Here is a 25,003-nt window from a genome sequence, read left to right as displayed (position 1 = left end):
GCGGGGCGTTCCCGTACGGGCGGGCGTACGGGCCTACGAACGGTATGTGCCGCCGTACGGAAACGCCCCGCGCGCTCACAGTTCGCTCAGGTACACCCAGACGCCTTCGTCCCGCACGAAGCGGCTGTTCTCCTCCTGGACGCCGGGCTCGCCGTCGAGCGTGTAGTGCGCCCGGAACTGGACGGTGCCCTCGCTGTGGAAGGCGCTGCCGCCCGTCGTGGTGACGATCTCCAGGCGCGTCCACCGCTGCTTCGGCTCGAAGTCCAGGACCGCCGGGCGGGTCGCGGGGTGCCAGGTGCGCAGCAGGTACGCCGCGTCGCCGGCCGGGAAGGCGCTGTAGCGCGAGCGCATCAGCCGCTCGGCCGTGGGTGCCGCCGTCCGTCCTTGGTGGAAGGGGGCGCAGCACTCCGCGTAGGAGGCCTGCGAGCCACAGGGGCAGGGGGCGGAGGGGTCGATCGCCGTTCGCCGGCGCGCGTGGAATGTGGACACCCCTGGATTGTGCCGGTTACGGGAGGCCCGTCGGCCGCTGCCCCCAAGGACCACCGGTGCGACGCCCCGGCCCCGTCAGCCGGCCGCGCTCCGCAGCCACTCGTCGACCGTCGCCGTCACGGCGCGGGCGAAGCGGTCGATGCCCGGTGACCGTACGGGACACGGGCGGGGCGTGGTGGTCGTCGGGGCCAGGCAGAAGTGCAGGGCGTCGTCGGTGCGGTGCAGGTCGGTGGTGCCGCCGCCGGGGGCCGGGTGGGTGCAGTACGCGGGGTGCGCGCGCTCGTAGGCGTCGCAGGGCAGCCGGCGGGTCCACCGGTAGCGTTCCGCTGCGGGGCTGAGCGTGCGGCCCGCGTCCGCGTACAGGTCGCCGGACGCGGCGGCCTGGGCCGCGTAGACGGCGTTCACCCGGCGGATCCGGTCCGGGTGGAAGGCGTCGGGGGCCTGCGAGGCCCATACGATCTTCGGGCGGGCCAGACCGGCGGCCCGGGCCGCCGCGGCGATCTCCTCGGTCAGCGCCCGCGCGTCCGCGGCGTACCGGGCGTAGTAGCCCGCCGTGCCGTACGTGTCGCCCGCCATGCAGGGCGTGTAGCCCCAGGCGTTGCCCCAGAACTAGAGGATCACGACGCGCGGGCGCACCGTCCGTACCAGTGCGGCCGCCTTGTCCTGGGCCGGAACCAGCGACTTCCCGCGCCAGGCCGTCAGGTAGTCGCACAGCGTGGTGCCGGAGTGCGGCGCGCTGTGCAGCTTCACGCGTCCGGTCGCGCCGAGCCGTTCGGTGAGCACCTGCTGGCTCTCCATGGCCAGCGAGTCACCGAGGTAGAGGGCGGGCACGGCACGGGCAGGCGGCCTGGGCGTCGCGCTCCCGGCGGAGGCGTCCGGTGGCGGTGCGGAGGTTCTGCCGCCGGCTGCCGGGGCGGTCGCGGCCGGGCGTGGGCCCGTGGGCGTGTCCGTCGGGTCGGAGGCGAAGACGACGCTCCAGCCGAGGGCGCCGACCAGGGCCAGGGCCACCACGCCGAGCAGCGGTACCACCCAGCGCTGGGTCATCGGGCCGCCCCTGGTCGCGTACGGCCGGCAGCTCATGTCAGGTGCACTTCATGCCGGCCCGGGCAGGCCAGCCAAGCACACCACGCGCCACGGGAAAAGACCGCCGCCTGCCGAAAGCGGCGGCCGGTGCGAGCGGCAGCAGTGGGGCCGGCGTCCGGAACAGCCCGGGACCTGTCCTGGACAAGCCCGGACAGCCCATCGGTGGACGGCGCGGGCACCGGGTCGGCAGTGTCGTCAGGGAACCCGGGAACGCGGAGCGCAGCGGGGCGCCCGTTCACGGGGGTGCGGACAGTGCGGGCCGGCGGCCCACCGGCGAGCGCGGGTACGGCGGTACGGCGTGCCCTGCCCGCCGGGCGCCCCTCCGCGTCCGCGGTCCCGGGCCGGTGGTACCCGCACGTCGTGCGGCGGTGCCGCACCGGCCCCATGATGGAACCAGCGGAGGCACTGCCGGCCCGGCGGGACTCTCCGGACCCGAGCGATCTTTCGGGAGGCGCCATGGGCAAGGACAGCAGTGCGGGTTCCGACGGGGCCCGCGCCGCGCGGCAGCGGGAGTTCTACACGGGCGGTGAGCGCCCGTTCGACCCGGAGGACCTGGTCATGGCCAGGGGCCTGGATCCGACGCCGGAGCGGGTCGAGGAGGCCCGCAAGCTCATCGAGGAGAAGGGGGCGGCGGCGATCGAACGCTATCTGCCGTAGCGGCGCCGGGAGCGGGCGTCCCGCTCAGTCCGACGACACCAGGGCGGCGATGCGCGCACGGTAGGCGGCGCTGTCCTCCTGGCTGAGCGGCAGCCGGCCGTCGCCCGCGAGGTGCGACGGGAGGTACGTGGCCTGCTTGACGGCCTGGGACAGCGGACCGGGCAGGTTCAGCAGGAGCTGGCCCTGTTCGGCGGTCTCGATGACCATCCACGCGTCGGAGCCGCGGTCGTCGGGGGTGGTCGGCTCGATGGTGCTCACGGCCGTCACGGTCAGGGTGGGCGGTACGTCGGTGGTCGTCGTCGGTATGCCGGTTCCCGTCGTGTTCTCGTTCTCCGTACTCATGTTCCCTGCCTAACAACCGGGTGCGGGTCCTGGCCAGCGTCCGCGCCGAGTCGTGTCTCACAGTGGCCGGGGGAATGCGGCCGGGGGGCCGCGGAAGGAGAGGTGACGACGGACATGGACCGCAGAAGAGACCTGGCCAAAGTGGCCCGTCCGACGCGCGCCGCCGGGGCCCGATCGCCGATCATGGCCCGCATGGACGAGGACACCCACACCCACACCACCGGCCCGGCATCGGACGCGGCCCGCCGTACGTACGACCGTACGCACGACCGGGAGCGCCGGCAGGCACGCCTGGTGCTGGCGGGGCGCGCCGAGAGCGCGGCGGATCTGGCGATGCTGATCGACGCCCTGGGGCTCGACCCCCGGGAGGACCACGATCCGTCGGAGCGGCGGGAGTGAGGCCGTCCGGTCCGTCCGGTGACGGGGGTGAGGCCGTCCCGTGACGGGAGCGGGGCCGTCCCGTCCCGCAGCCGGAAGGCACTCAGTCCGCGGCCGGAGGCGCGTCCATCTTCTCGGCGAGGGATTTCGGGCGCATGTCCGTCCAGTGTTCCGTGACGTGGTCCAGACAGCCCTGCCGCGTGTCCTCGCCGTGCACGACGGTCCAGCCGCCGGGCAGCTCGGCCGCGGCGGGCCACAGGGAGAACTGGTTCTCGTCGTTGACGAGGACGAGGTAGGCGGCGTCCGGGTTCTCGAACGGATTGGTCATGGCGTGCGGCTCCTTGTGGGGGTGGTCGGGGGTGAGGGGCTAGTCGTTCTTCGGGGGCCGGTCCTTCTTCGATGGCCGTTCGCTCTTCGCTGGCCGTCCGCTCTTCGGGGCGCGGGACGCGTCGGGCGTCGGACCGCCTGACTCCAGCGCGGCGGCGATCACGGGCCCGATCCGGTCGAGGACGTGCGGCCGCATCATGTGCCCGTGCTCGCAGCACGCGTCGTGGGTGTGGACGGCGCCGGAGACGTACGGCTGCCACGCCTCCGCCGGCCAGTGCGGTTCGCCGCGTTCGGGCTCCGCCTTGAACAGCAGCAGGTCGCCCTCGAAGACGGCGGGCCGGAAGGTGTACCAGCGCAGGCGGGTGTTGTCGGTCAGGGTCTCCGCCAGGGCTGTCACGAGGGGTTCTTCCAGGAGGGCGGCCAGCGCGCTGCCCTCCTCGCGCAGGATGTCCGCCGCTCGGGTGGGATCGAGGCCGGTGCCGGTACCGGTGCCGGTGTCAGGGACGGCGTGGCCGACCGAGTCGACGAACAGTGCGGCCACGTCCTGCGCGGTGTGGCGCGGAAGTACGCGTTCGGGGCCGATCTGGAGGGGCGGCGAGTCCAGCAGGGCCAGGAAGGCGACGGTTTCGCCCTGCTCCTGGAGGCGCGTGGCCATCGCGTGCGCGACGGCGCCGCCGAAGGACCAGCCGAGCAGGTGGTACGGGCCGGTGGGCTGGACGGTGCGCAGCTGCTCCAGGTAATCGGCGGCCATGTCCGCGACGGTCGCCGGGCGCGCGCCGGGCTCGGTCAGGCCGCGTGCCTGGAGCCCGTACACGGGGCGGTCGTCGAGGTGGCGCATGAGCCCGGCGTACGGCCAGCTGATGCCCGAGGCGGGGTGGACGCAGAACAGCGGCGGGCGGCTGCCGCGCGGGCGCAGCGGCAGCAGGACGCGCAGGGCGTCCACGGTCGCGGTGGCTTCGTCGGCCACGGTCTCCAGGGCCCGTACGAGCCCGGCGGGCGTCTGGGCCTCGAACAGGGCGCGGATGCCCGGGTCGGCGCCGAAGACCGCGCGGACGCGGCTGGTGAGGCGGGCGGCCAGCAGTGAATCGCCGCCCAGGTCGAAGAATCCGTCCTCGGGGCCCACGGCGGGCAGGCCGAGCACTTCGGCGAAGAGCGCGCTCATCATCTCCTCGGGCGGGGTGCCGGGCGCCCGGCCGCCTTCCGTCGCGGTGAAGACGGGTGCGGGCAGGGCGCCCCGGTCGATCTTGCCGTTGGCGGTCAGCGGCAGTACGTCCAGGAGGACGACGGCGGCCGGGACCATGAAGCGGGGCAGCCGTTCCCGCAGGAACCGCCGTACGCGCACGGCGTCCGGCTCCGTACCGGGAACGGGCACGGCGTACGCGACGAGTTGTCTGCGGCCCGGGACGTCCTCGCGGACGGCCACGGCGGCGCGGTCCACGTCCGGGTGGGCGAGCACCGCGGCCTGCACCTCGCCCAGCTCGATCCGTACGCCGTTGACCTGCACCTGGTCGTCCAGCCGGCCGAGGTACTCCACCACGCCGTCCGGGCGGTGCCGCCCCAGGTCACCGGTGCGGTACATGCGTTCGCCGGGCGCGCCGTACGGGTCGGCGACGAAGCGTTCGGCGGTGAGCGCGGGGCGGTGCAGATAGCCGCGGGCCAGGCCGGTGCCGGTCAGGTGGATCTCGCCCGGCACGCCCGGGGGCACCGGGCGCAGGGTGGCGTCCAGGATGTGCACATGGGTGTTCCAGACGGGCCGTCCGGCGGCGACGTCGGGGCCGTGCGCGACGGCGTGCAGGCTGTCGCCGCCGGCTTCGGACGCGCCGTAGAAGTTGACCAGCCGGGCACCCGGGAGGGCATCGGCGAACCGCTGCGAGAGGGCGGGCGGCAGGGCCTCGCCACTGGTCACCCACAGGCGGCAGGTCGCCAGCAGCCCGGTGTCGCCGTCCAGGAGGGCGGCCAGCAGACTGGGCACGACGGTGATGCGGGTGGCACCGTGCCGGGCGACGAGGGCGGCCAGGTCCGCCGGGCTGCGGGCGGTCAGGGAGTCCGCGAGGACGACCGGCGCGCCGTGCAGCAGGGCGCCGAGCAGTTCGGTGGTGCCGTCGATGAAGCTGAGGGTGGTCTTGGCGAGCACCGGCTGTCCGGCGTGCCAGGGGTAGGTACGGCCGCACCACAGCAGGCGGTTGACACAGTTCCGGTGCACGCCGACGACGCCCTTGGGGGTGCCGGTGGAGCCGGAGGTGTAGATGACGTAGGCGGGGTGGAGCGGGGTGAGCGGGGCCCGCCGGTCGGCGTCGGTGAGATCGGCGTCACCGGAACCGGAACCGGCACCGGAACCGGCTCTCGAACCGGCAGCAGCACCAGCACCGACACCAGCACCAGCGGCCCCGGTGAACCCACCCTCCCCCGCCACCCCACCGCCCCGGCCGTGCCCCGCCCCGTCCAGGAGGAGGCGCGGAACGTCGGCGGCGGGCAGCGCCACCGCGCCGGCGCGGTCCGTGACCAGCAGGACGGGCCGGGTGTCGCCGAGCATGAAGGCGAGCCGTTCGGCGGGGTATTCGGGGTCCAGGAAGAGGTACGCGGCTCCTGCCTTGAGGACGGCGAGGACGGCGGTGACCATGGCAGGGGTGCGGGGCAGCGCCACCGCGACGACGTCCTCCGGCCCGGCTCCGCGGGTGACGAGGAGGCGGGCCAGGCGGTTCGCCGAGGCGTTCAGTTGCGCGTAGGTGAGGGTGCGGCCGTCGGAGATCAGGGCGGGCGCGTCGGGTGTGGCGGCTGCCTGGTCCTCGAAGAGGCGCGGCAGGACCAGGTCGGGGACGCCGTGCGCGGTGTCGTTCAGGGCGCGCAGGGTGCGCCGTTCGCGGGCGGTGAGGAGGTCCGCCTGGCTGATCCGCCGGCCGGGGTCGGCCGTCGCGGCGTCGGTGATGCGGCGCAGCCGCGCCACGAAGGCTTCGACGGTGGGCCGGTCGAAGAGGTCGGTGCTGTATTCGACCATCGCCTCGACACCGGCGGGGGTGCCGTCCGGTGTGCGGTGCTCGGTGGCGTTGAGCTCCATGTCGAGCCGGGCGGTCCCGGTTCCGGCGGGCAGCGGCGTACTGGTGACGCCGGGCAGTTCCAGGTCACGGCCGGCGGCGGACTGCCAGGTCAGCAGGGTCTGGAAGAGCGGGTGGCGGGCGGCGTCGCGGGGCGGGTTGAGGGCTTCCACGAGGAGTTCGAAGGGGAGGTCCTGGTGGGCGTACGCGGCGAGGTTCACGTCCCGTACGCGGCCGATCAGCGCGCGGAAGGTGGGATCGCCGGAGGTGTCGGTCCGCAGTACGAGGGTGTTGACGAAGAAGCCCACGACGTCGTCGAGTGCCTCGTCGGTCCGTCCGGCGGCCGGGGTGCCGAGGGGGATGTCGGTACCGGCCCCCAGCCGGGTCAGCAGCGCCGCCACCGCGGCCTGCACGACCATGAAGACGCTCGCCCCGCAGTCCCGGGCCAGCGCGGCGAGCCGCTGGTGTGCGGCGGCGTCCCAGGAGAAGGACAGGACGTCGCCGTGTCCCCCCGGGACGGCCGGGCGCGGCCGGTCGGTGGGCAGGGCCAGCTGGTCCGGCAGGCCGCGCAGGTGCCCGGTCCAGTAGGCGAGCTGTTCGGCGAGGAGGCTGTCCGGGTCGTCGGCGTCGCCGAGCAGTTCGTGCTGCCAGAGCGTGTAATCGGCGTACTGGACGGGCAGGGGCGGCAGGTCCGGCCGGCGGCCCGCGCGGCGGGCGGCGTAGGCGCGGGCCAGGTCGCGCCACAGGGGGCCGAGGGACCAGCCGTCGGCGGCGATGTGGTGCACGACGAGGACCAGCACGTGGTCCGCGGGGCCGAGGACGAGCAGGTCGGCGCGGAGCGGGAGTTCGCGGGTCAGGTCGACGGGGCGGCGGGCGGCCGCGCGGATCCGCTCCGTCAGTTCGGTCTCGTCCCGGCCCGTCGCGTCCGTGACGGTCACGGCGGCGAGCGCGGCGTCCCGGCCGAGCACCGTCTGCCGGGGGACGCCGTCGGTCTCGGGCAGTACCGTGCGCAGCACCTCGTGCCGTTCCATCACGTCCACCAGCGCCGTGCGCAGCGCGGCGGCGTCCAGCGTGCCGGTGAGCCGCATGGCGAGCGGGATGTTGTACGTGGCGCTCGGGCCCTCCATGCGGTGCAGGAACCACAGGCGGCGCTGGGCGTGGGACAGCGGTACGGCGTGCGGGCGGGCGGCGGGGCGCAGCGCGGGCCGGGGCCGCCGGGCGGTGCGCAGCCGCCCGGCCGTACCGGCGACGGTCGGTGCGGAGAAGAGGATCCGGAGGTCGAGTTCGGTGCCGAGCACGGCACGGATGCGTCCGGCCAGCCGGGTGGCCAGCAGTGAGTCGCCGCCGAGGTCGAAGAAGTTGTCGTCCACGCCGACCGCGGGCAGCCGCAGCACCTCGGCGAACAGGCCGCACAGCACCTCTTCCTCGGGCGTGCGCGGCGTGCGCCCGTGCGGTGCCGGGGCGAAGCCGGGGTCGGGAAGGGCGTTGCGGTCGAGCTTGCCGCCGGCCGTCAGCGGAAGCGCGTCCAGCGGGACGACGGCGGCCGGGACCAGGTAGTCGGGCAGCCGGGCGCGCAGGAATTCCCGTACGGCGCCCGGTTCGGGGGCCGGGCCTGCGGGTGCGGCGACCACGTAGCCGATCAGCCGCGCGGTGCCCGCAGCGTCCGTACGGACGGTGACGGCGGCGCGGGCGACGGCGGGGTGGGCGGTGAGCGCCGCCTCGACTTCCCCCGGCTCGATACGGAAGCCCCGCACCTTCACCTGGGCGTCGGCCCGGCCGACGAACTCCAACTGCCCGTCGGCCCGCCACCGCACCAAGTCACCCGTCCGGTACATCCGCGCCCCCGCCTCCCCGAACGGACACGCCACGAACCGCTCGGCGGTCAGCCCAGGCCGGTTCACATACCCCCGCGCCAGCCCGGCCCCCGCCAGGTACAGCTCCCCCACCACGCCCGGCGGTAGGAGCCTGAGTGCCGCGTCCAGCACGTAGGCCCGGCTGTGGGTGACGGGTGCGCCGATCGGCGGGGTGCCGGTGCCGTGCAGGGGTTCGCTGAGGGTGGCGCAGACCGTCGCCTCGGTCGGCCCGTACGCGTTGATCATGCGGCGGCCGGGCGACCAGCGGGCCACCAGTTCGGCGCTGCCCGCCTCCCCGCCGATGACCAGGGTCTCCAGGCCGGGCAGCGGGGCGTACGGGACGCCGGCCAGCACCGTCGGGGGGACGAGGCAGTGGGTGACGCGCTGCCGGGCCAGGAAGTCCGCGAGCGCGTCGCCGCCGAGCGGTCCGGCCGGCGGCACGACCAGGGCGGCGCCCGACGCGAACGCCATCAGCGTCTCCATCACCGACGCGTCGAAGCTGGGCGAGGCGAGCTGGAGCACCCGGCTGCCGGGGCGCAGGCCGAACCGGGCCACCTGGGCGGCGGCGAGGGCGTGCAGGCCCGTGTGGGGCACCGCGACGCCCTTGGGCGCGCCGGTGGAGCCGGACGTGTGGATGACGTAGGCGGGGTGCGCGGGCAGCAGCGGCGCGAGCCGGTCGGCGTCGGTCAGGTCGTGGTCCGGCTGCCCGGCGAGGGTGTGCGGCGTGTCGCCGGCGTCCAGGACGAGGCGCGGCGGGCCGTCCGCCGGCAGCCCGCGGGCGGCGTCGGCGGTGGTCACGACGAGGACGGGGGCGGCGTCCCGCAGCAGGTACGCGATCCGCTCGTGCGGCAGCGCGGGGTCCACGGGGAGGTGGGCGGCGCCCGTCTTGGCCACGGCGAGAGCGGCCCGCACGGCGGTGGCGGACCGTGGCAGGCAGAGGGCGACGATGCGCTCCGGGCCCGCGCCGCGGCTGGTCAGGAGGTGGGCGAGGCGGTTGGCCGCGGCGTTCGTCCCGGCGTACGTCGCCGTCCGGTCCCCCTCGATGACGGCGGGCGCGTCGGGTTCCCTGGCGGCCTGTTCCTCGAACAGTGCGGGCAGGAGCCCCACCGGCAGGACGCGCGCCGGACCGCTCCACCGGTGCAGCAACAGCCGGCGTTCCCCCGCGGAGAGGATGTCCGCTTCGCCGACGGGCCGGCCGGGCCGGGCGACGACCGCCGTCACGAGGCGTCGCAGCCGTACGGCCAGAGTCTCGGCGGTACCGCGGTCGAACAGGGCGGTGGCGTACTCCACCGAACCGTCGATACCGGCAGGCTGCCCGCCGGGGGTCCGCCGTTCAGTGAGGCGGAAGGAGAGGTCGAACTTGGCGGTACCGGTGTGTGTCTCCTCCTGCTCGACCGTCACCCCGGGGAGGGTCAGCGGGGCGCCGGGCGCGGTGTCCACGGTCAGGGCGACCTGGAAGAGCGGGTTGCGGCCGGCCGTACGGTCCGGATTCAGCGCCTCGACCAGCCGCTCGAACGGCACGTCCTGGTGGGCGTAGGCCCGCAGGTCGCGCTCCCGGACCCGTCGTACCAGCTCGTGGAACGACGGGTCGCCGGAGGTGTCCGTACGCAGCACCAGCGTATTGACGAAGAACCCGACCACATCGTCCAGCACGGCATCACCACGGCCCGCGACCGGCGCTCCCAGCGGGATGTCCGTCCCCGCACCCAGCCGGGTCAGCAACGCCGCCAACGCGGCCTGCACCACCATGAACACGCTCGCCCCATGCTGCCGGGCCAGCTCCACCACCCGCCCGTGCACCTCCGCATCCCACCGGAACGGAACGACCGCGCCCCGGTGACCGGTTGCCGTCGACCGCCCGCGGTCGCATGGGAGCGTCAACCCACTCGGCACATCGGCGAGTTCCTCGCGCCAGAAAGCGAGGTGCCGCTCCGTCTCCGCCTCGTCGTCCAGCACCTCCCGCTGCCAGAGCGCGAAATCCGCGTACTGCACCGGCAGCGCGTCCCACTCCGGCGCCCTGCCACCGGTCCGCGCCTCGTACGCCGTCGCCACGTCCCGCCACAACGGCGCCAAGGACCAGCCGTCCGCCGCGATGTGATGGACGAGGAGCACCAGCGTCGACTCGTCGTGGTCGGACGGGAACAGCTCGGCGCGGAAAGGGGGTTCGGCCGCCAGGTCGAAGGCGTACCGTGTGGCCCGCACCACCTCGGAACGGTCGGCCGCCGTCTGCCCGGCGCGCCGCACCGTCAGGTACGACCGGTGCGCATCATGATCACGCACCACCTGGTACGGCTCGCCGTCCGCCCCCTCCGCGAACACCGTACGCAGCACCTCGTGCCGCCCCACCACATCCCCCAACGCCGCATCCAGCGCCGCCGCGTCCACCCCGCCCCGCAGCCGCAGCACCAGCGGCACGTTGTACGTGGCGCTCGGCCCCGCCATGCGGTGCAGCGTCCAGAGGCGCCGCTGCCCGGACGACAGCGGCACCCGGGCGGGCCGGGGCCGCGGGCGGAGCGCCGGGCGCGGGCGGGCCGGGGTGCCGAGGCGGGTGGCCAGGGCGGCGGGGGTGGGCGTCTCGAAGACGGCGCGGAGCCCGAGTTCCGCACCCAGGACGGCGCGGACCCGGTTGACCAGCCGGGTGGCGAGCAGGGAGTGGCCGCCGAGTGCGAAGAACCCGTCGTCCGCGCCGGCCTCGGACACGCCCAGCACCTCCGCGAACAGCCCGCACAGCACCACCTCTTCGGACGTGCGGGGGGCGCGGGAAGCGCGGCCGGCACGGTGGCCGCCGGCGTGCGGCGCGGGCAGGGCGCGGCGGTCCAGCTTGCCGCCGGGCGTCAGGGGAAGGGCGTCCAGGAACACGGTGGCGGCCGGGAGCAGGTGGGCGGGCAGCCGGGTGCTGAGGAAGGCGGGGAGGTCCGGGAGGCCGGGGTGCTCCGGGCCGTCCGGGACGATCGAGGGCTCCGGAAGGCCTGGATGGTCCGGCCCGTCACCGTGCGGCCGCCTCGGGGACGCTCCGGCGGGCACCACGTACGCCACCAGCCTCCGGTCGCCCGGGCGGTCCTCGCGCACGACGACCGCGGCACGGGCGACGGCGGGGTGGGCGGTGAGGGCCGCCTCGACCTCCCCCGGCTCGATACGGAAGCCCCGCACCTTCACCTGGTCATCGGCCCGTCCGACGAACTCCAGCTGCCCGTCGGCCCGCCACCGCACCAAGTCACCCGTCCGGTACATCCGCTCCCCCGCCACCCCGAACGGACACGCCACGAACCGCTCCGCGGTCAGCCCCGGCCGATTCACATACCCCCGCGCCAGCCCGGCCCCCGCCACGTACAACTCCCCCACCACACCGGGCACCACCGGCCGCAGCCCCGCGTCCAGCACGTACACCCGGGTGTTGACCACCGGTGTCCCGATCGGCGGCGGCCCGTCGCCCGTGAGCGGAGCGGACAAGGTGGCGCAGACCGTCGTCTCGGTCGGCCCGTACGCGTCGGCCATCGTGCGGCCCGGCGCCCAGCGTGCCGCCAGTCCGGCGGGGCACGCCTCGCCCGCCACCACGAGCGTGAGTCCCGCGGGCAGCTCGCCGGGGTCGAGCGCCGCCAGGGACGAGGGCGGCAGCGTCAGGTGGGTCACGCCGTACGCGGTCACGGTCCCGGCCAGGGGCGCGCCCGGCAGCAGGTGGTCCGCAGGGGCGGTGACGAGGCAGCCGCCGGTCAGGAGGGCCATGCACAGTTCCCAGAACGACGCGTCGAAACCGGTCGAGGCGAACGCCAGCACCCGGCTGCCCGGTCCCGCGTCGAGACGCTCCCGTTGCGTCGCGACGAGGGAGGCGATGCCGCGGTGGGAGACCAGGACACCCTTCGGTGTTCCGGACGAGCCGGAGGTGTGGATCACGTAGGCGACGCCGGCGGGGAGGGCGGGGGCCGCCCGGTCGGCATCGGTGAGGCCGGTGTCCGGCAGGGCCGCGAGGGCGTGTGCCGTGTCGTCCGCGTCGAGGAGGAGGCGGGGTACGTCCGTGCCGGGGAGCGCGGCGCCGGTCGCGCGGTCGGTGACGAGGAGGGCGGGCGTCGTGTCCCGGAGCAGGAAGGCGATGCGGGCGTGCGGGTGGGCGGGGTCGACGGGGAGGTGGGCGGCGCCGGTCTTCAGGATGGCGAGCACGACCGTGACCTGGCCGGCGGAGCGCGGCAGCGCCAGCGCCACCACGCCTTCCGGGCCCGCTCCCCGAGTGGCCAGCAGCCGGGCCAGGCGGTTGGCGCGGGCGTCCAGTTCCGCGTAGGTGAGCCGGGTGCCGGGTGCGATGACCGCCGGCGCGTCGGGGGTGCGGGCCGCCTGGGCCTCGAACAGCTCGGGCAGCGTGGCGGCGGGCAGGGCCCGGGCGGTGGCGTTCGCGGTCTCCAGCAGCGTGTGCCGCTCGGCGGCGGTCAGGATGTCCAGGCTGCCGATGGTCCGGTCCGGGTCCGCGAGGGCCGCCTCCAGCAGCCTGCGCAGGCGCGCGAGCAGTCCTTCGACGGTGGCCGGGTCGAACAGGTCCGTACGGAACTCCGCCTCCCCCTCGATCCCGGCCGGAGCCCGCCCGGCGTCCCGGCGCTCCCGTACGGCGATGGTGAGGTCCATCTTCGCGGCGCCGGTGGAGAGGTGGACCTCCTCGGCCTCGACCCCCGGGAGGCCGTGTCCGGCACGGTCCGTGCTGTTCATCGCGAGGGCGACGTGGAAGAGCGGGTTGCGGCCGGCCGTACGGTCCGGATTCAGCGCCTCGACCAGCCGCTCGAACGGCACGTCCTGGTGGGCGTAGGCCCGCAGGTCCGTCTCCCGCACCCGGTCCAGCAGCACACGGAACGACGGATCACCGGAGGTGTCCGTACGCAGCACCAGCGTATTGACGAAGAACCCGACCACATCGTCCAGCACGGCATCACCACGGCCCGCGACCGGCGTCCCGAGCGGAATGTCCGTCCCCGCACCCAGCCGGGTCAGCAGCGCCGCCAACGCGGCCTGCACCACCATGAACACGCTCGCCCCGCGCGCCCGGGCCAGCTCCACCACCCGCCCGTGCACCTCCGCGTCCCACCGGAACGGAACGACCGCGCCCCGGTGACCACCGGCAGCCGGACGCGGACGGTCGTACGGCAACGCCACCTCGCCCGGGAGCCCGGCCAGTTCCTGCTGCCAGAACGCGATCTGCCGCTTCACCAGGTCACTGCCGGGCGCCAGCACGTCCCGCTGCCACAGCGCGAAATCCGCGTACTGCACGGGCAGTGCGTCCCACTCCGGCGCCCTGCCACCGGTCCGCGCCTCGTACGCCGTCGCCACGTCCCGCCACAACGGCGCCAGCGACCAGCCGTCCGCCGCGATGTGATGGACGAGGAGCACCAGCGTCGACTCGTCGCCGGATCCCTGGAACAGCTCTGCGCGGAAGGGCAGTTCGCGCGTCAGGTCGAAGACGTACCGCGCCGCCCGCGCCACCTCGGCCGCCTGCCCGCCCGGCGTCACCGTCAGGTACGACCGGTGCGCATCATGATCACGCACCACCTGGTACGGCTCGCCGTCCGCCCCCTCCGCGAACACCGTACGCAACACCTCGTGCCGCCCCACCACATCCCCCAACGCCGCATCCAGCGCCCCTACGTCCACCCCGCCCCGCAACCGCAGCACCAGCGGCACGTTGTACGTCGCGTCCGGCCCCGCCAGCCGGTGAAGGAACCACAGGCGCCGCTGCCCGGACGACAGCGGCACCCGGGCGGGCCGCTCGGTACGTACGACGGCGGGCCGGGCCGCCGCCGCTCCGTCCAGGCGCCGCGCCAGCCCGGCCGGGGTGCGCGCCTCGAACAGGGCACGGACGTTCAGCTCGCGGCCGAGCGCGGCGCGGGCCAGGCCGACGAGCCGGGTCGCGAGGAGGGAGTGGCCGCCCAGGTCGAAGAAGTCGTCCTCGGCTCCCACCTCCGGCAGCCCGAGCACGTCCGCGAACAGCCCGCACAGGATCTCTTCGCGGGCGTCGCGCGGGAAGCGCCCGGAAGCGGTCCCGCCACGGCCCGTGGCGGTCGCGCCAGGTGCCGGGAGAGCCCGCTGGTCCAGCTTGCCGTTGGGGGTGAGCGGCAGCGCGTCCAGCAGGACGACCGCCGAGGGCACCAGGTACGCGGGCAGTCGCTTCCCCAGGTACCGCCGCAGCTCGCCGGGGACCGGCACCTGAGGCTCCGCCGGGACCGCGTACGCGACCAGCCTCCGGTCGCCAGGGCGGTCCTCGCGCACGACGACTGCCGCGCGGGCGACGGCGGGGTGGGCGGTGAGCGCCGCCTCGACCTCCCCCGGCTCGATACGAAAGCCCCGCACCTTCACCTGGTCATCGACCCGGCCGACGAACTCCAACTGGCCGTCGGCCCGCCACCGCACCACATCACCCGTCCGGTACATCCGCTCCCCCGCCACCCCGAACGGACACGCCACGAACCGCCCCGCCGTCCGCCCCGGCCGGTTCACATACCCCCGCGCCAGCCCGGCCCCCGCCAGGTACAGCTCCCCCACCACACCGGGCGCCACCGGCCGCAGCGCCGCGTCCAGCACGTACGCCCGGGTGCCGGTGACCGGCTGCCCGATCGGCGGCGGGCAGCCGTCCGGCAACGCCCGGGACATCGTCGCGCAGACCGTCGTCTCGGTCGGCCCGTACACGTTCACCAGGCGATGCGTGGAGCCCCACCGCTCCGCCAGCTCCGCCGGGCACGGCTCACCGGCCACCGCGAGCACGATGCCCGGCGGCAGCGCGCCGGACGGCACGCCGGCCAGCACGCTCGGCGGCAGCTTCAGGTGGGTCACGCCGAACCGTGTGACGGTGTCGGCCAGTTCCCGGCCGGCGAGGAGGGTGCCGGCGGGGGCGACGGCCAGGGTGGCTCCGGAGAGGAGCGCGGTGCACAGGTCGGACACGGAGGCGTCGAAGCTCAGGGAGGCGAAGAGCAGGACGACGCTGCCGGGGCCGGTGCCGAAGTGCGCGGTCTGTGCCGCGGCGAGTGCGGCGATGCCCTCGTGCGTGACCTGTACGCCCTGGGGTCCGCCGGTCGAGCCGGAGGTGTGGATGACGTAGGCGGGGTGCCGGGGCAGCAGCGGCGTGGTGCGTTCGGCGTCCTGGACCGGGGTGGCCGGGAGGGTGTCGAGCAGGGCTCCGGTGGCGGGGGCGTCCAGGGTGAGGCGGGGTTCGGGGCCCGGCGGCAGGGAGCCGGCGGTGGCGCTGTCGGTGAGCAGCAGTACGGGCCGGGTGTCGTGCAGCAGGGACGTGACGCGCTCGGCCGGGTGGGCCGGGTCCAGGGGTACGTAGGCGGCGCCGGCCTTCAGGACGGCGAGGACCGCGACGATCAGACGGGCGGAGCGTGGCAGGGCGAGCGCCACCGACCGCTCGGGGCCCGCGCCGTACGGCACGATCAGCCGCGCCAGCCGGCCGGCCGCCGCGTCGAGTTCGGCGTAGGTGAGCGTGGCGTCGGCGGCCCGTACCGCCGTGGCCCGGGGCGTCCGTGCTGCCTGTGCCTCGAAGAGGGCGGGCCAGGTGCGCGGTGCGGGAGCGGGGCCCGGGGCGGTGCTCCAGGTGTGCAGGACGCGGGTGCGCTCCCCGGGTGAGAGGACGGGAAGGCCGCAGACCGGCCGGTCCGGGTCGTCCGCCACCGCTTTCAGGACGCGGATCAGGCGGTGGAGGGTGCCGGCCGCGGCGCGGGGGGCGAACAGGTCGCGGCGGTGGCCCAGTTTGAGGGCGAGCCGTTCGCCGGGGAGGACGGCGAGGCTCAGCGGGTAGTGCGTGCCCGAGGTGATCCGGGGTGCCGTCGCACGCAGCGGGCCGGTGCCCGCCGTCGGGCCGGCGCCGTTCGCGGGAAGATTCTCGAAGACCAGGAGCGTGTCGAAGAGCTGATCGTGCCCGCAGAGGCGGTGCAGCCGGGAGAGGCCGATGTGCTGGTGGGGCAGCAGTCCGGCCTGTTCGTCCTGGAGCCGGGCCAGGGTGCGGGCGAAAGGCCGGCCGGCGTCGAGCCGTACCCGTACCGGAAGGGTGTTGTTGAACATCCCGACCATGTCCTCGGCGCCCGGTACGTCCGCGGGGCGGCCGGAGACCGTGGCGCCGAAGCAGATGTCGTCCTGTCCGGTCAGGCCGCGCAGGACCACGGCCCAGGCGCCCTGGAACACGGTGTTCAGGGTCAGGCCGTGGCGGCGGGCCAGCGCGCGGAGGGCCGTGGTCAGCCCGGCGGACAGCGTGGCACCGACGCTGCCGTGCTCCGCCACGCCGCCGCGTTCTCCGGCGCTGCCCTGCTGCTCCCCCCTCCTGCCCTCCGCCCTCTCCCGGCCCTGCTCCGCGCTCGCGCCGGCGGTGCGTCCGGGCGCCACGAGGGTCGGTCCGTCCAGGCCGGACAGGGCCTCCTGCCAGGCCGCTTCGGCTGCCGTACGGTCCTGTGCCGTGAGCCGGCGCAGGTGTTCCCGGTACGGCGCCGGGGCGGGCAGGGCCGTGGCGTCGCCCCCCGCCGCGTACACGGCGAGCAGGTCCCGCAGCACCAGCGGCCCGGACCAGCCGTCCAGGATCAGGTGCTGGACCGTCAGCAGCAGGCGGTGCCGGGTGGGTCCGAGGCGCAGCAGGGTGAACCGCAGCAGCGGGCCGTGGGCCAGGTCGAAGCGGGTGGCGCGGGCGGCGGACGCCATGCGGTCCGCGCGGGCGGCCTGTCCGGCCCCGTCGGTCAGGTCCGCGAGGTCGTGCTCGGCCCACGGCAGGGTGACGGACCGTGGGTGCTGCACCACCTGGACGGGTGTGCGCAGACCGTCGTGCCGGAAGGCGGCGCGCAGGGCGGGGTGCCGTGCCAGTACGGCCTGTCCTGCCGCGCGCAGCGCGCCCGTGTCGAGAGGGCCGTGCAGGTCGACGGCGAGCTGGCTGGTGTAGACGTCCGGGGCCTGTTCGTCGTACAGGGCGTGGAAGAGCAGCCCTTCCTGGAGCGGGGTGAGGGGCCAGACGTCGGCCAGGCCGGGGCAGTCGCGCGTCAGCCGTGCGGTCTCCTCCTCGGTGAGGGCGACGAGGGGGAAGTCGGCGGGCGTGCGGCCGTCCGCGTCCGGTGTCCCGGCCCGGTCCGTGAGGGCGGTGAGCAGCGCCGACCAGGTGTGCGCGAGGTCGCGTACCTCGTCCTCGGTGAACAGGGCGCCCGGCCAGGACCAGGCCGCCGTCAGGACCGGGCCGCCGGTCCGGTCCTCGACCAGCGTGTCCAGCGTGACGAGGTGGGTGACGGGCTGGGCGGGGTCGGCTCCGCCGGTGATGCCGCCCGAGCCGGGGACCGGCGCCCAGTCGCCGTCCCCGGTGGTCCGGGTGAGGCGGCCGAGGTTGTTGTAGCTGACCAGTGGGCGGGCACCGGCGGCGAGGACGGGGGCCGTCTGCGGGTTGAGGTGGCGGAGCAGGCCGTAGCCGAGGCCGTTGCCGGGGACGGCCCGCAGCTGTCCCTTGACGCGCCGGAAGGCCCGGTCCAGTGCGGGACCGCCGGACCGGAGCCGGGCGGCGTCGGCGCTGCCCGGGTCGAGGCGTACGGGGTGGACGCTGGTGAGCCAGCCGACGGTCCGCGCCAGACCGGCGTCTGCGGCCGTGCCCTGCGCCGTACTGCTGTCCGTCTCCGGGCCGTCGTGCCCGTCCTCGCGGCCGTGCCGTTCGACATCGACCAGTACGGCGGTGTCCGGGCAGCCGGTCCGGCGGCGGCGCCAGTCGGCGACGGCCAGGCCGAGGGCGGTGAGCAGGAGGTCGTCGGTCCTGCCGTGCAGGGCGGCGGGCGCCGGGCCGAGCAGCGGGGCCGTGCGCTCCGGCGGCAGGGTCAGGGTCAGCCGCCGTACCGTGCTCGTCAGGTCGCGGGACGGGTCGTACGGGAGGCGGGACAGGGGCGGTTCGGCGGTGCCGGTGATGCCGGTCCACAGGGGGAGTTCGGCGATGCGGTCGCGCTGCTGGGCGAGGTCGGCGAGCCGCTGGGACCAGGCACGCAGGGAGGTGCCGACCGGTTCGAGGCCGGGCGTACGGCCTGCCGCGGCGGCTTCCCAGGCCGCTCGCAGGTCGGGCAGCAGTACGCGCCAGGAGACGCCGTCCACGGCGAGGTGGTGGATCGTCAGCAGCAGCCGTCCTGGCCTGTCGGGACCGGCGTCGAACCAGACGGCCTGGACCAGGCCCGCGGTCCGGCCCGATTCCGGGTCGAGCCGGTCCCGGGCGGCGTCCTTGTGGCGGCGTACGGCGTCGTCGAGCGCGGTGTCGTCACGGCCTGCCACGTCCACCCGGTGCACGCAGTCCGGGCCCGGGGCCGTGTCGTCGCCCGTCCCTGGCGGGGCGACATCCAGTGCCCAGGCCGACCCGCCCACCCGGGTCAGGCGCAGCCGCAGCGCGTCATGGTGAGCGGTCACCGCACGGAGCGCGGTGGTCAGATGCCGGATGCCGAGCCGGGGCGGCACCTGGAGGAGGACGGCCTGGTGGCAACCGGCCACCGGCCCTCCGGCCTCCCGCAGGGCGTGCATGACGGGGGTGAGGGGCAGCGGCCCGCTGTCATGTCCGGTGGACGCGGCAGGTGCCGCTTCCACCGCGAGCGAGCCTGCCCGCGCGGCGAGAGCTTCGACGGTGCGGTGGCGGAAGACGTCGCGCGGGGTCAGGGCGAGTCCGGCCCGCCGGGCCCGGCTGACGAGCTGGAGGGCGATGATGCTGTCGCCGCCGAGGTCGAAGAAGTCGTCGTCGGCGCCTGCCGCGCCGGTGCCGGGGCCGAGCACCTCGGCGAAGAGCCGGGACAGCGTCCGCTCGCGGTCGTCGCGGGGCGCGCGGCCCGCGGACGCCGCCGCGTAGTCGGGCCGTGGCAGGCGCGAGCGGTCCAGTTTTCCGCCGGTGGTCAGCGGCAGCGCGTCCAGGACGACGACCGCGGCGGGCACCATGTGGTCCGGCAGCTGCCCGGCCGCGTACCGGCGCAGCTCGCGCGGGTCGGCGTGGCGTCCGGCGGCGGAGGTCACGTACGCGACCAGCCGCCGGTCGCCCGGCCGGTCCTCGCGTACGACGACGGCGGCCGAGCCGACCGTGGGGTGGGCGCGCAGCGCGGCCCGTACTTCGCCCGGCTCGATGCGGAAGCCCCGTACCTTGACCTGCTCGTCCGCGCGGCCCACGAACTCCAGTGAGCCGTCGGCGCCCCGGCGGACCAGGTCCCCGGTGCGGTACATCCGCTCCCCCGGCGGCCCGTACGGACAGGCCACGAAGCGCTCCGCGGTGAGCGCGCTCCGGCCCAGGTAGCCGCGCGTCACACCGGCGCCCGCGACGTACAGTTCCGCCGCGACGCCCGGGGCGGCCGGGCGCAGCGCGTCGTCCAGGAGGTACAGCCGGATGCCGCCCAGCGCCCGGCCGAGGGGCGGGGGCTGTGTGACCGGCAGCGGCCCGTCGAGGAAGCCGGCGATGACGAACACCGTGGTCTCGGTGGGGCCGTACGCGTGGGCGAAGCGCGCGCCGGGCAGCAGTGCACGGCCTTCCCGCGCGGTGGGGGTCGGCAGCGTTTCGCCGCCGAGCTCGACGCGGCGCAGCGCCAGTTCTCCGGCGAGTCCGGGCTCCTCGCGCAGGGCGCGCGTGAGCTGCTCGAAGGCGGTCGGTGACTGGTGGAGCTGGGTGGCTCCCTCCCGTACCAGCAGCCGCAGCAGTTCCGCCGGGGAGCGGCTCTCCTCGTACGGCACCACCACCAGCCGGCCGCCGTGCAGCAGGGGCCCCCACATCTCCCAGACCGAGAGGTCGAAGGTGTGCGAGTGGAGCAGCGGGGTGACGTCGTCGGCGCGGAAGTCCAGTTCCGGGGCGTCGCTGAACAGGCGGGCCACGGCGTGGTGCGGGACCACCACGCCTTTGGGGTCGCCGGTGGAGCCGGAGGTGTGGATGACGTAGGCCGGGTGTGCGGGGAGCAGTGGGCGGATGCGCTCGTGATCGCCTACGGGCGCGTCGGAGCAGCGGCGGAGGGCGTCGGCCAGCTCCGGCCCGTCCCAGGCGAGGTACGGCGCGGTCGGCGCCGCCTCCGGTGTACGGGTGGTGAGCAGCAGCACCGGGCGGACGGCGCGCAGGATCTTGTTGTTGTGCCCGGCCGGCTGTCCGGGTTCCAGGGGCACGTAGGCCGCGCCGGTCTTCAGCACCGCGAGTACGGCGGTGACGAGGCCGGCCGAGCGCGTCAGTTCCAGCGCCACGTACTGTTCGGGCCCGGCACCCCGCTCGATGAGGACCCGTGCCAGCCGGTTCGCGGCAGCGTCGAGTTCGCCGTACGTCAGGGTGGCATCGCGGAAGGTCACGGCCGGCGCGCCGGGTGTCCGGGCAGCCTGCCGCGTGAACAGCTCCGGCAGCAGGGCCTGATGCGCACCGGGGCCGGCGGTCACGTCCGCCAGCAGGTGCCGCAGCCGTTCCAGGAACGCTTCGACGGTGGCGCGGTCGAGGACGTCGGCGTTGAAGTGGGCGGCGCCGGTCAGGGTGCCCGTTCCGGCGGTACCGCCGGGCGTCTCCGTGACGCTGATCTCCAGGTCGGTGACGAGGGCGCCGGTGGCCGGCTCCCAGGCCTCGACGGTGACGCCGGGCAGCTCGGGGGCTGCGGCGGGGGTGTTCTGCCAGACCAGCAGGGTCTGGAACAGCGGGTGGCGGTCGGCCGTCGCCGACCGGTCCGGGCGGAGTGCGTCGACGACCCGCTCGATGGGCACGTCCTGGTGGTCGTACGCCTCCAGGCCGGTTTCCCGTACGCGGGTGAGCAGGGTGCGGAAGTCCGGCGCGCCCGATGTGTCGACGCGCAGCACCACCGTGTTGACGAAGAGCCCGACCAGGCCGTGCAGCGCCTCGTCGGTGCGTCCGGCGACGGGGGTGCCGATGGGGATGTCCTCGCCCGCGCCCAGCCGCGTCAGCAGGGCGGCGAGTGCTGCCTGCATCACCATGGACGGGGTCGCCCCGCACTCCCGTGCCAGCGCGCGCACCGCGTCCGCGAGGCCACCGCCCCACTGGAAGGGGCAGCTGCCGCTGCGTCCGGTGGGCTCGTCCGGGTGCGGCCGGTCGTAGGGCAGCGCGATCCGGTCCGGCAGTCCGGCCAGCTTCTCCGTCCAGTAGGCGAGTTGTCCGGCAGCCATGGGGGAACCGGTGCCGTCGTCCGTGTCGAGGAGGTCGCGCTGCCACAGGGTGTAATCGGCGTACCGTACGGGCAGCGGGGCCCAGGACGGCGGACGCTTCCGGCCGCGCTCCTCGTAGGCGTACGAGAGATCGCGCCACAGAGGCGCCAGGGACCAGCCGTCCACCGCGATGTGATGCAGCGTCAGGCACAGCAGATGGTCCTCCGGCCCCAGGACGAACAGGCGGGCCCGTACCGGCAGTTCGGCGGCCAGGCCGAACCCTTGGCGCACTTCCTCGTCCACCAGGTCTTGGACGGCGCCCGGTGTGGTCCCGGTGACGGGCATGTGGAGCGGCACGGCATCCGGGGGCAGAACGGACTGGCGCGGCCCGTCGTCATCTTCCGGGAAGACGGTACGCAGCGGCTCGTGCCGCACGACGACATCGCGCCAGGCCGCCTCCAGTGCCTGCCGGTCGAGGCGGCCGGAGAGCCGGAGGAGGAGCGGGACGTGGTGGGTGGGGCGCGGCCCGTGCAGGCGGTGCAGGAACCACATCCGGCGCTGCGCGAAGGACAGCGGCAGCCACGCGGGGCACGGGTTCCGGGCCGTCAGCGCGGGACGGCGGTGATGTCCGGCGGTCAGCCGCGCGGCCAGACCCGCCGGGGTCGGCGCCTCGAAGACCGCACGCAGCCCCAGCTCCGTGCCGAAGGCCGACCGCACCCGGTTCACCAGCCCCGTAGCCAGCAGCGAGTGGCCGCCGAGGTCGAAGAAGTCCTGGTCGGGGCCTACTTCGGCGAGGCTCAGGGTGTCCGCGAAGAGGTCGCACAGGATGTCCTCGCGGGCGTGGCGCGGCGCGCGTCCGCCGGGCCCGGGGCGGGGGGCGTGCCGGTCCGGCTCGGGCAGGGCCCGCCGGTCCAGCTTGCCGTTCACCGTCATCGGCAGCTCGTCGAGGACCAGGACGGCGGACGGCACCATGTGGTGCGGCAGCCGGGCCGCGACAGCTTCGCGTACGGCGGTGCCGAGCGCGGCGTCGGCCCGGCGCCGGGCCGGTCCGCCGGTCAGCGCCCGCAGGGAGCACACGTCACCGCGGGCGCGTACGGCCGGGCGGTGGACGTCGGTGTACGCCACGTCCGCCGCTTCGAGCGGCGCGCCGCCGTGTTCCTCCTCCCGCAGGAACACGGCGTCCAGACTGCCGTCGTCCGCCTCGGACCAGGTGACGAGCGCCTGACAGCCGACGGCTGCGGCCAGGTCGTGCAGCTCCTCGGGGTCGACGGCCGGGCCGGGACCGGCGCCGGACGGCCCGGCGGCCACCGCCGTATCGAGCAGGCGCGCGTTGGGGATGCCGCTCACCCGCAGCATCCCCGGCCGCCCGGTGCGCAGCCGCCGCGCCAGCGACGGCAGCCCGGGCACCTCGCTCCCCCACCGCACCCGCGGCGCGTCGGCGAGGGAGACCACCCGGGCCGGGCCCTTGCGCAGCACCACGTCGTACCGGTAGCGGCTCAGCTCGTTGTGGTACCGCCCGCGTTTGACGCGGAGGTCCACCGCGCACACCGCGGGCAGCGGCCCGTCCGGCAAGGCGGCGAAGAAGCCCGGCGCGACCAGCAGTTCCTTTTCCTGCGCCAGGCTCCGCCGGACCGCGGCGGCGAGCGCGGCGCCGTCCGGCGCCGTGCCACGGGCGCCCGTGCGGTGCCGGTACAGCGCGGTGTGGAAGTGGCGGGCCAGCCGGAGGTCGCGTACGTCGCCGACGAAGAGGGCGCCGCCGGGCGCGAGACGGTCGAGCGCGCCGCGCAGCACGGTGAGGAGGTAGTCCGCGTCGGGAAAGTACTGGACGACGGAGTTGAGTACGACGACGTCGAAGCCGCCCTCCGGCAGGCCCCGCATGTCGTCGGCGGCCTGGCAGGTCAGCGTGGTGCGGGCGGCCGACGCGGGGTCCGCCGCGAGTCTGCCGCGCAGTGCGGTGACGGCCTCGGCGGACAGGTCGGTGCCCCAGTAGCTCTCGCAGTGCGGGGCCAGCCGGGCCAGGAGGAGGCCGGTGCCCACGCCGATGTCCAGGACGTGGCGGGGCCGCAGGGCCCGCACCCGGTCGACCGTCGCGTCCCGCCACTCACGCAGCTGTTCCAGCGGGATCGGCCGCCCGTCGGCGCTGCTGCGCCACCCCGCGAAGTCCTCGCCCAGCGGCACCGCGGGCCGGTCCCCGGAGGCGGCGTACAGGTCGTCGTACACCTGCCGCCAGACCCGCAGTGCCTCGTCGGTGCCCGCCGCGCGCGCGACGGTTCCGCGCTGCGCGGGGGCGGTGGCCGGAGCCGGAGCCGGTACGACGTACCCGACCAGGCACGGCCCGCCGTCCGCGTCCCGGCGGACGGCCACCGCGGCCTGGGCCACACCCGGGTGGGCCGCCAGCGCGGCCTCCACCTCCCCCGGCTCGACACGGAAGCCGCGGATCTTGACCTGGTCGTCGCAGCGTCCGGCGAACTCCAGCCCGTCGGGCCCGCGCCGCACCAGGTCGCCGGTCCGGTACATACGGCTGCCGGGCGGCCCGTACGGGCAGGCCACGAACCGTCCGGCGGTCAGTCCGGGGCGGTCGAGGTAGCCGCGGGCCAGCCCCCTGCCCGCGACGTACAGCTCGCCCGTACCGCCGGTCGGCACTTCCCCCAGCCGCTCGTCCAGCACGTACAGCGCGAGGTCCGGGATCGCCTCCCCGATGACGCTCGGCGCGCCGGGGCGGGCCAGGGACCGGTCGTACGCGGCGTAAGTGGCGTGCACGGTGGTCTCGGTGGTGCCGTACATGTTGACCAGGCGGGGCGCGTCGTCGGGGTGCCGGCCGTACCAGCCGGCGAGCCGGGCGGGGTCCAGCGCCTCACCGGCCAGGACGACCGTGCGCAGCGGCGCGTTCCGCAGGACGCCGGGGTTCTCTCCGTCGGCGGCCGACAGCGCGCCGAAGGCGGTCGGCGTCTGGCACAGGACGGTGACCCGCTCGCGGGCGAGCAGCGCCAGGAGCTCCGCGGGTGCCCGGCTGACGCGGTACGGGACGACCACCAGCCGCCCGCCGGTCAGCAGCGCGCCGAACGTCTCCCACACCGAGACGTCGAAGGCGTAGGAGTGGAAGAGGGCCCACACGTCGTCCGCGCCGAAGCCGAACCACTGCGCGGTGGCGGTGAGCAGGCGGACGACGTTGTCGTGGGTGATCACCACGCCCTTGGGGGTGCCCGTGGAGCCCGACGTGTGGATGACGTACGCGCCGTCGCGCGGGTCCGGCAGCCCGCCGTGGCCGGCGTCGGTGAGGGGCGCGGGCGAAGCCCCGTCCAGGAGCCGCCGCGTACCGTCGTCGTCGAGCAGCAGCGCGGGGACACCGGTCCCGGCGGGCAGCCCGCCGGCCGCCGCACGCACCGTCAGTACGGCGACGGGCGCGGTGTCCCGCAGCAGGAAGGCGATCCGCCCGGCCGGGTACGCGGGGTCCACCGGCACGTACGCCGCGCCGCACTTGAGCACCGCCAGGACGGCCACGACCAGGTCAGCGGTGCGCGGCAGCACCAGCGCCACCGCCCGCCGCGGGCCGGCGCCCCGGCCGACGAGCACCCGGGCCAGCCGGTTGGCGGCGGCTTCCACCTCCGCGTACGTCATCTGTCCGGCCTCGTGCACCACGGCGACGGCGTCGGGCGTCCGCCGCGCCTGCCGGGTGAACAGCTCGCCCAGCGTCCCGGGCGGCACGTCCCGGCCGGTGTCCGAGGCGCTGCCGGGCGCCTCGCCGGGCAGCGCGCCGTCCTGTTCGTCGAACGTCAC

The 25,003-nt window shown here is 75.5% G+C and carries 6 protein-coding genes and 1 pseudogene; 2 read left to right on the top strand and 5 right to left on the bottom strand.

The genetic code is table 11. The features are described from left to right. Positions 1 to 75: 75 nt before the first annotated feature. On the bottom strand, positions 76 to 489 hold the full coding sequence (locus tag AB0L45_RS15680) for a YchJ family metal-binding protein (RefSeq protein ID WP_365840034.1): 414 nt from the start codon (positions 487 to 489) through the stop codon (positions 76 to 78). 75 nt (positions 490 to 564) lie between these two features. Continuing rightward, a pseudogene (locus AB0L45_RS15675) lies at positions 565 to 1,533 on the bottom strand (SGNH/GDSL hydrolase family protein). Positions 1,534 to 2,028: 495 nt separating this feature from the next. On the opposite strand from AB0L45_RS15675, the gene AB0L45_RS15670 reads away from it, so the two are divergent. Beyond that, positions 2,029 to 2,229, top strand: a complete 201-nt coding sequence (locus AB0L45_RS15670) for a hypothetical protein (protein ID WP_365840032.1) — start codon at positions 2,029 to 2,031, stop codon at positions 2,227 to 2,229. 24 nt (positions 2,230 to 2,253) lie between these two features. Here the strand turns inward: AB0L45_RS15670 and AB0L45_RS15665 are convergent, their stop codons facing one another. After that, complete coding sequence (locus tag AB0L45_RS15665; protein ID WP_365840030.1) at positions 2,254 to 2,571, bottom strand: hypothetical protein; 318 nt, start codon at positions 2,569 to 2,571, stop codon at positions 2,254 to 2,256. Positions 2,572 to 2,685: 114 nt separating this feature from the next. Here AB0L45_RS15665 and AB0L45_RS15660 point away from each other — a divergent pair, with 114 nt between their 5' ends. After that, entirely contained in the window at positions 2,686 to 2,970 is a 285-nt protein-coding gene (locus AB0L45_RS15660) for a hypothetical protein (protein ID WP_365840028.1), read from the top strand. A gap of 82 nt (positions 2,971 to 3,052) precedes the next feature. On the opposite strand, the gene AB0L45_RS15655 is transcribed toward AB0L45_RS15660, so the two are convergent. After that, positions 3,053 to 3,277 (bottom strand): MbtH family protein, encoded by a 225-nt coding sequence (locus AB0L45_RS15655; protein WP_365840026.1) that lies wholly within the window; start codon positions 3,275 to 3,277, stop codon positions 3,053 to 3,055. Positions 3,278 to 3,316: 39 nt separating this feature from the next. Beyond that, positions 3,317 to 25,003 (bottom strand): non-ribosomal peptide synthase/polyketide synthase, encoded by a 21,687-nt coding sequence (locus AB0L45_RS15650; protein WP_365840024.1) that lies wholly within the window; start codon positions 25,001 to 25,003, stop codon positions 3,317 to 3,319.

The sequence above is a fragment of the Streptomyces sp. NPDC052496 genome (assembly GCF_040679095.1).
Classification (GTDB): domain Bacteria; phylum Actinomycetota; class Actinomycetes; order Streptomycetales; family Streptomycetaceae; genus Streptomyces.
Note: the sequence above shows the minus strand (reverse complement) of the source record. Positions and strands in the feature narration are given on the sequence as shown.

Bases quoted from the DNA above. Each gene is read 5' to 3' on its own strand.
- AB0L45_RS15655 (WP_365840026.1), bottom strand. From the start codon at position 3,277: ATGACCAATCCGTTCGAGAACCCGGACGCCGCCTACCTCGTCCTCGTC.
- AB0L45_RS15660 (WP_365840028.1), top strand. From the start codon at position 2,686: ATGGACCGCAGAAGAGACCTGGCCAAAGTGGCCCGTCCGACGCGCGCC.
- AB0L45_RS15665 (WP_365840030.1), bottom strand. From the start codon at position 2,571: ATGAGTACGGAGAACGAGAACACGACGGGAACCGGCATACCGACGACG.
- AB0L45_RS15670 (WP_365840032.1), top strand. From the start codon at position 2,029: ATGGGCAAGGACAGCAGTGCGGGTTCCGACGGGGCCCGCGCCGCGCGG.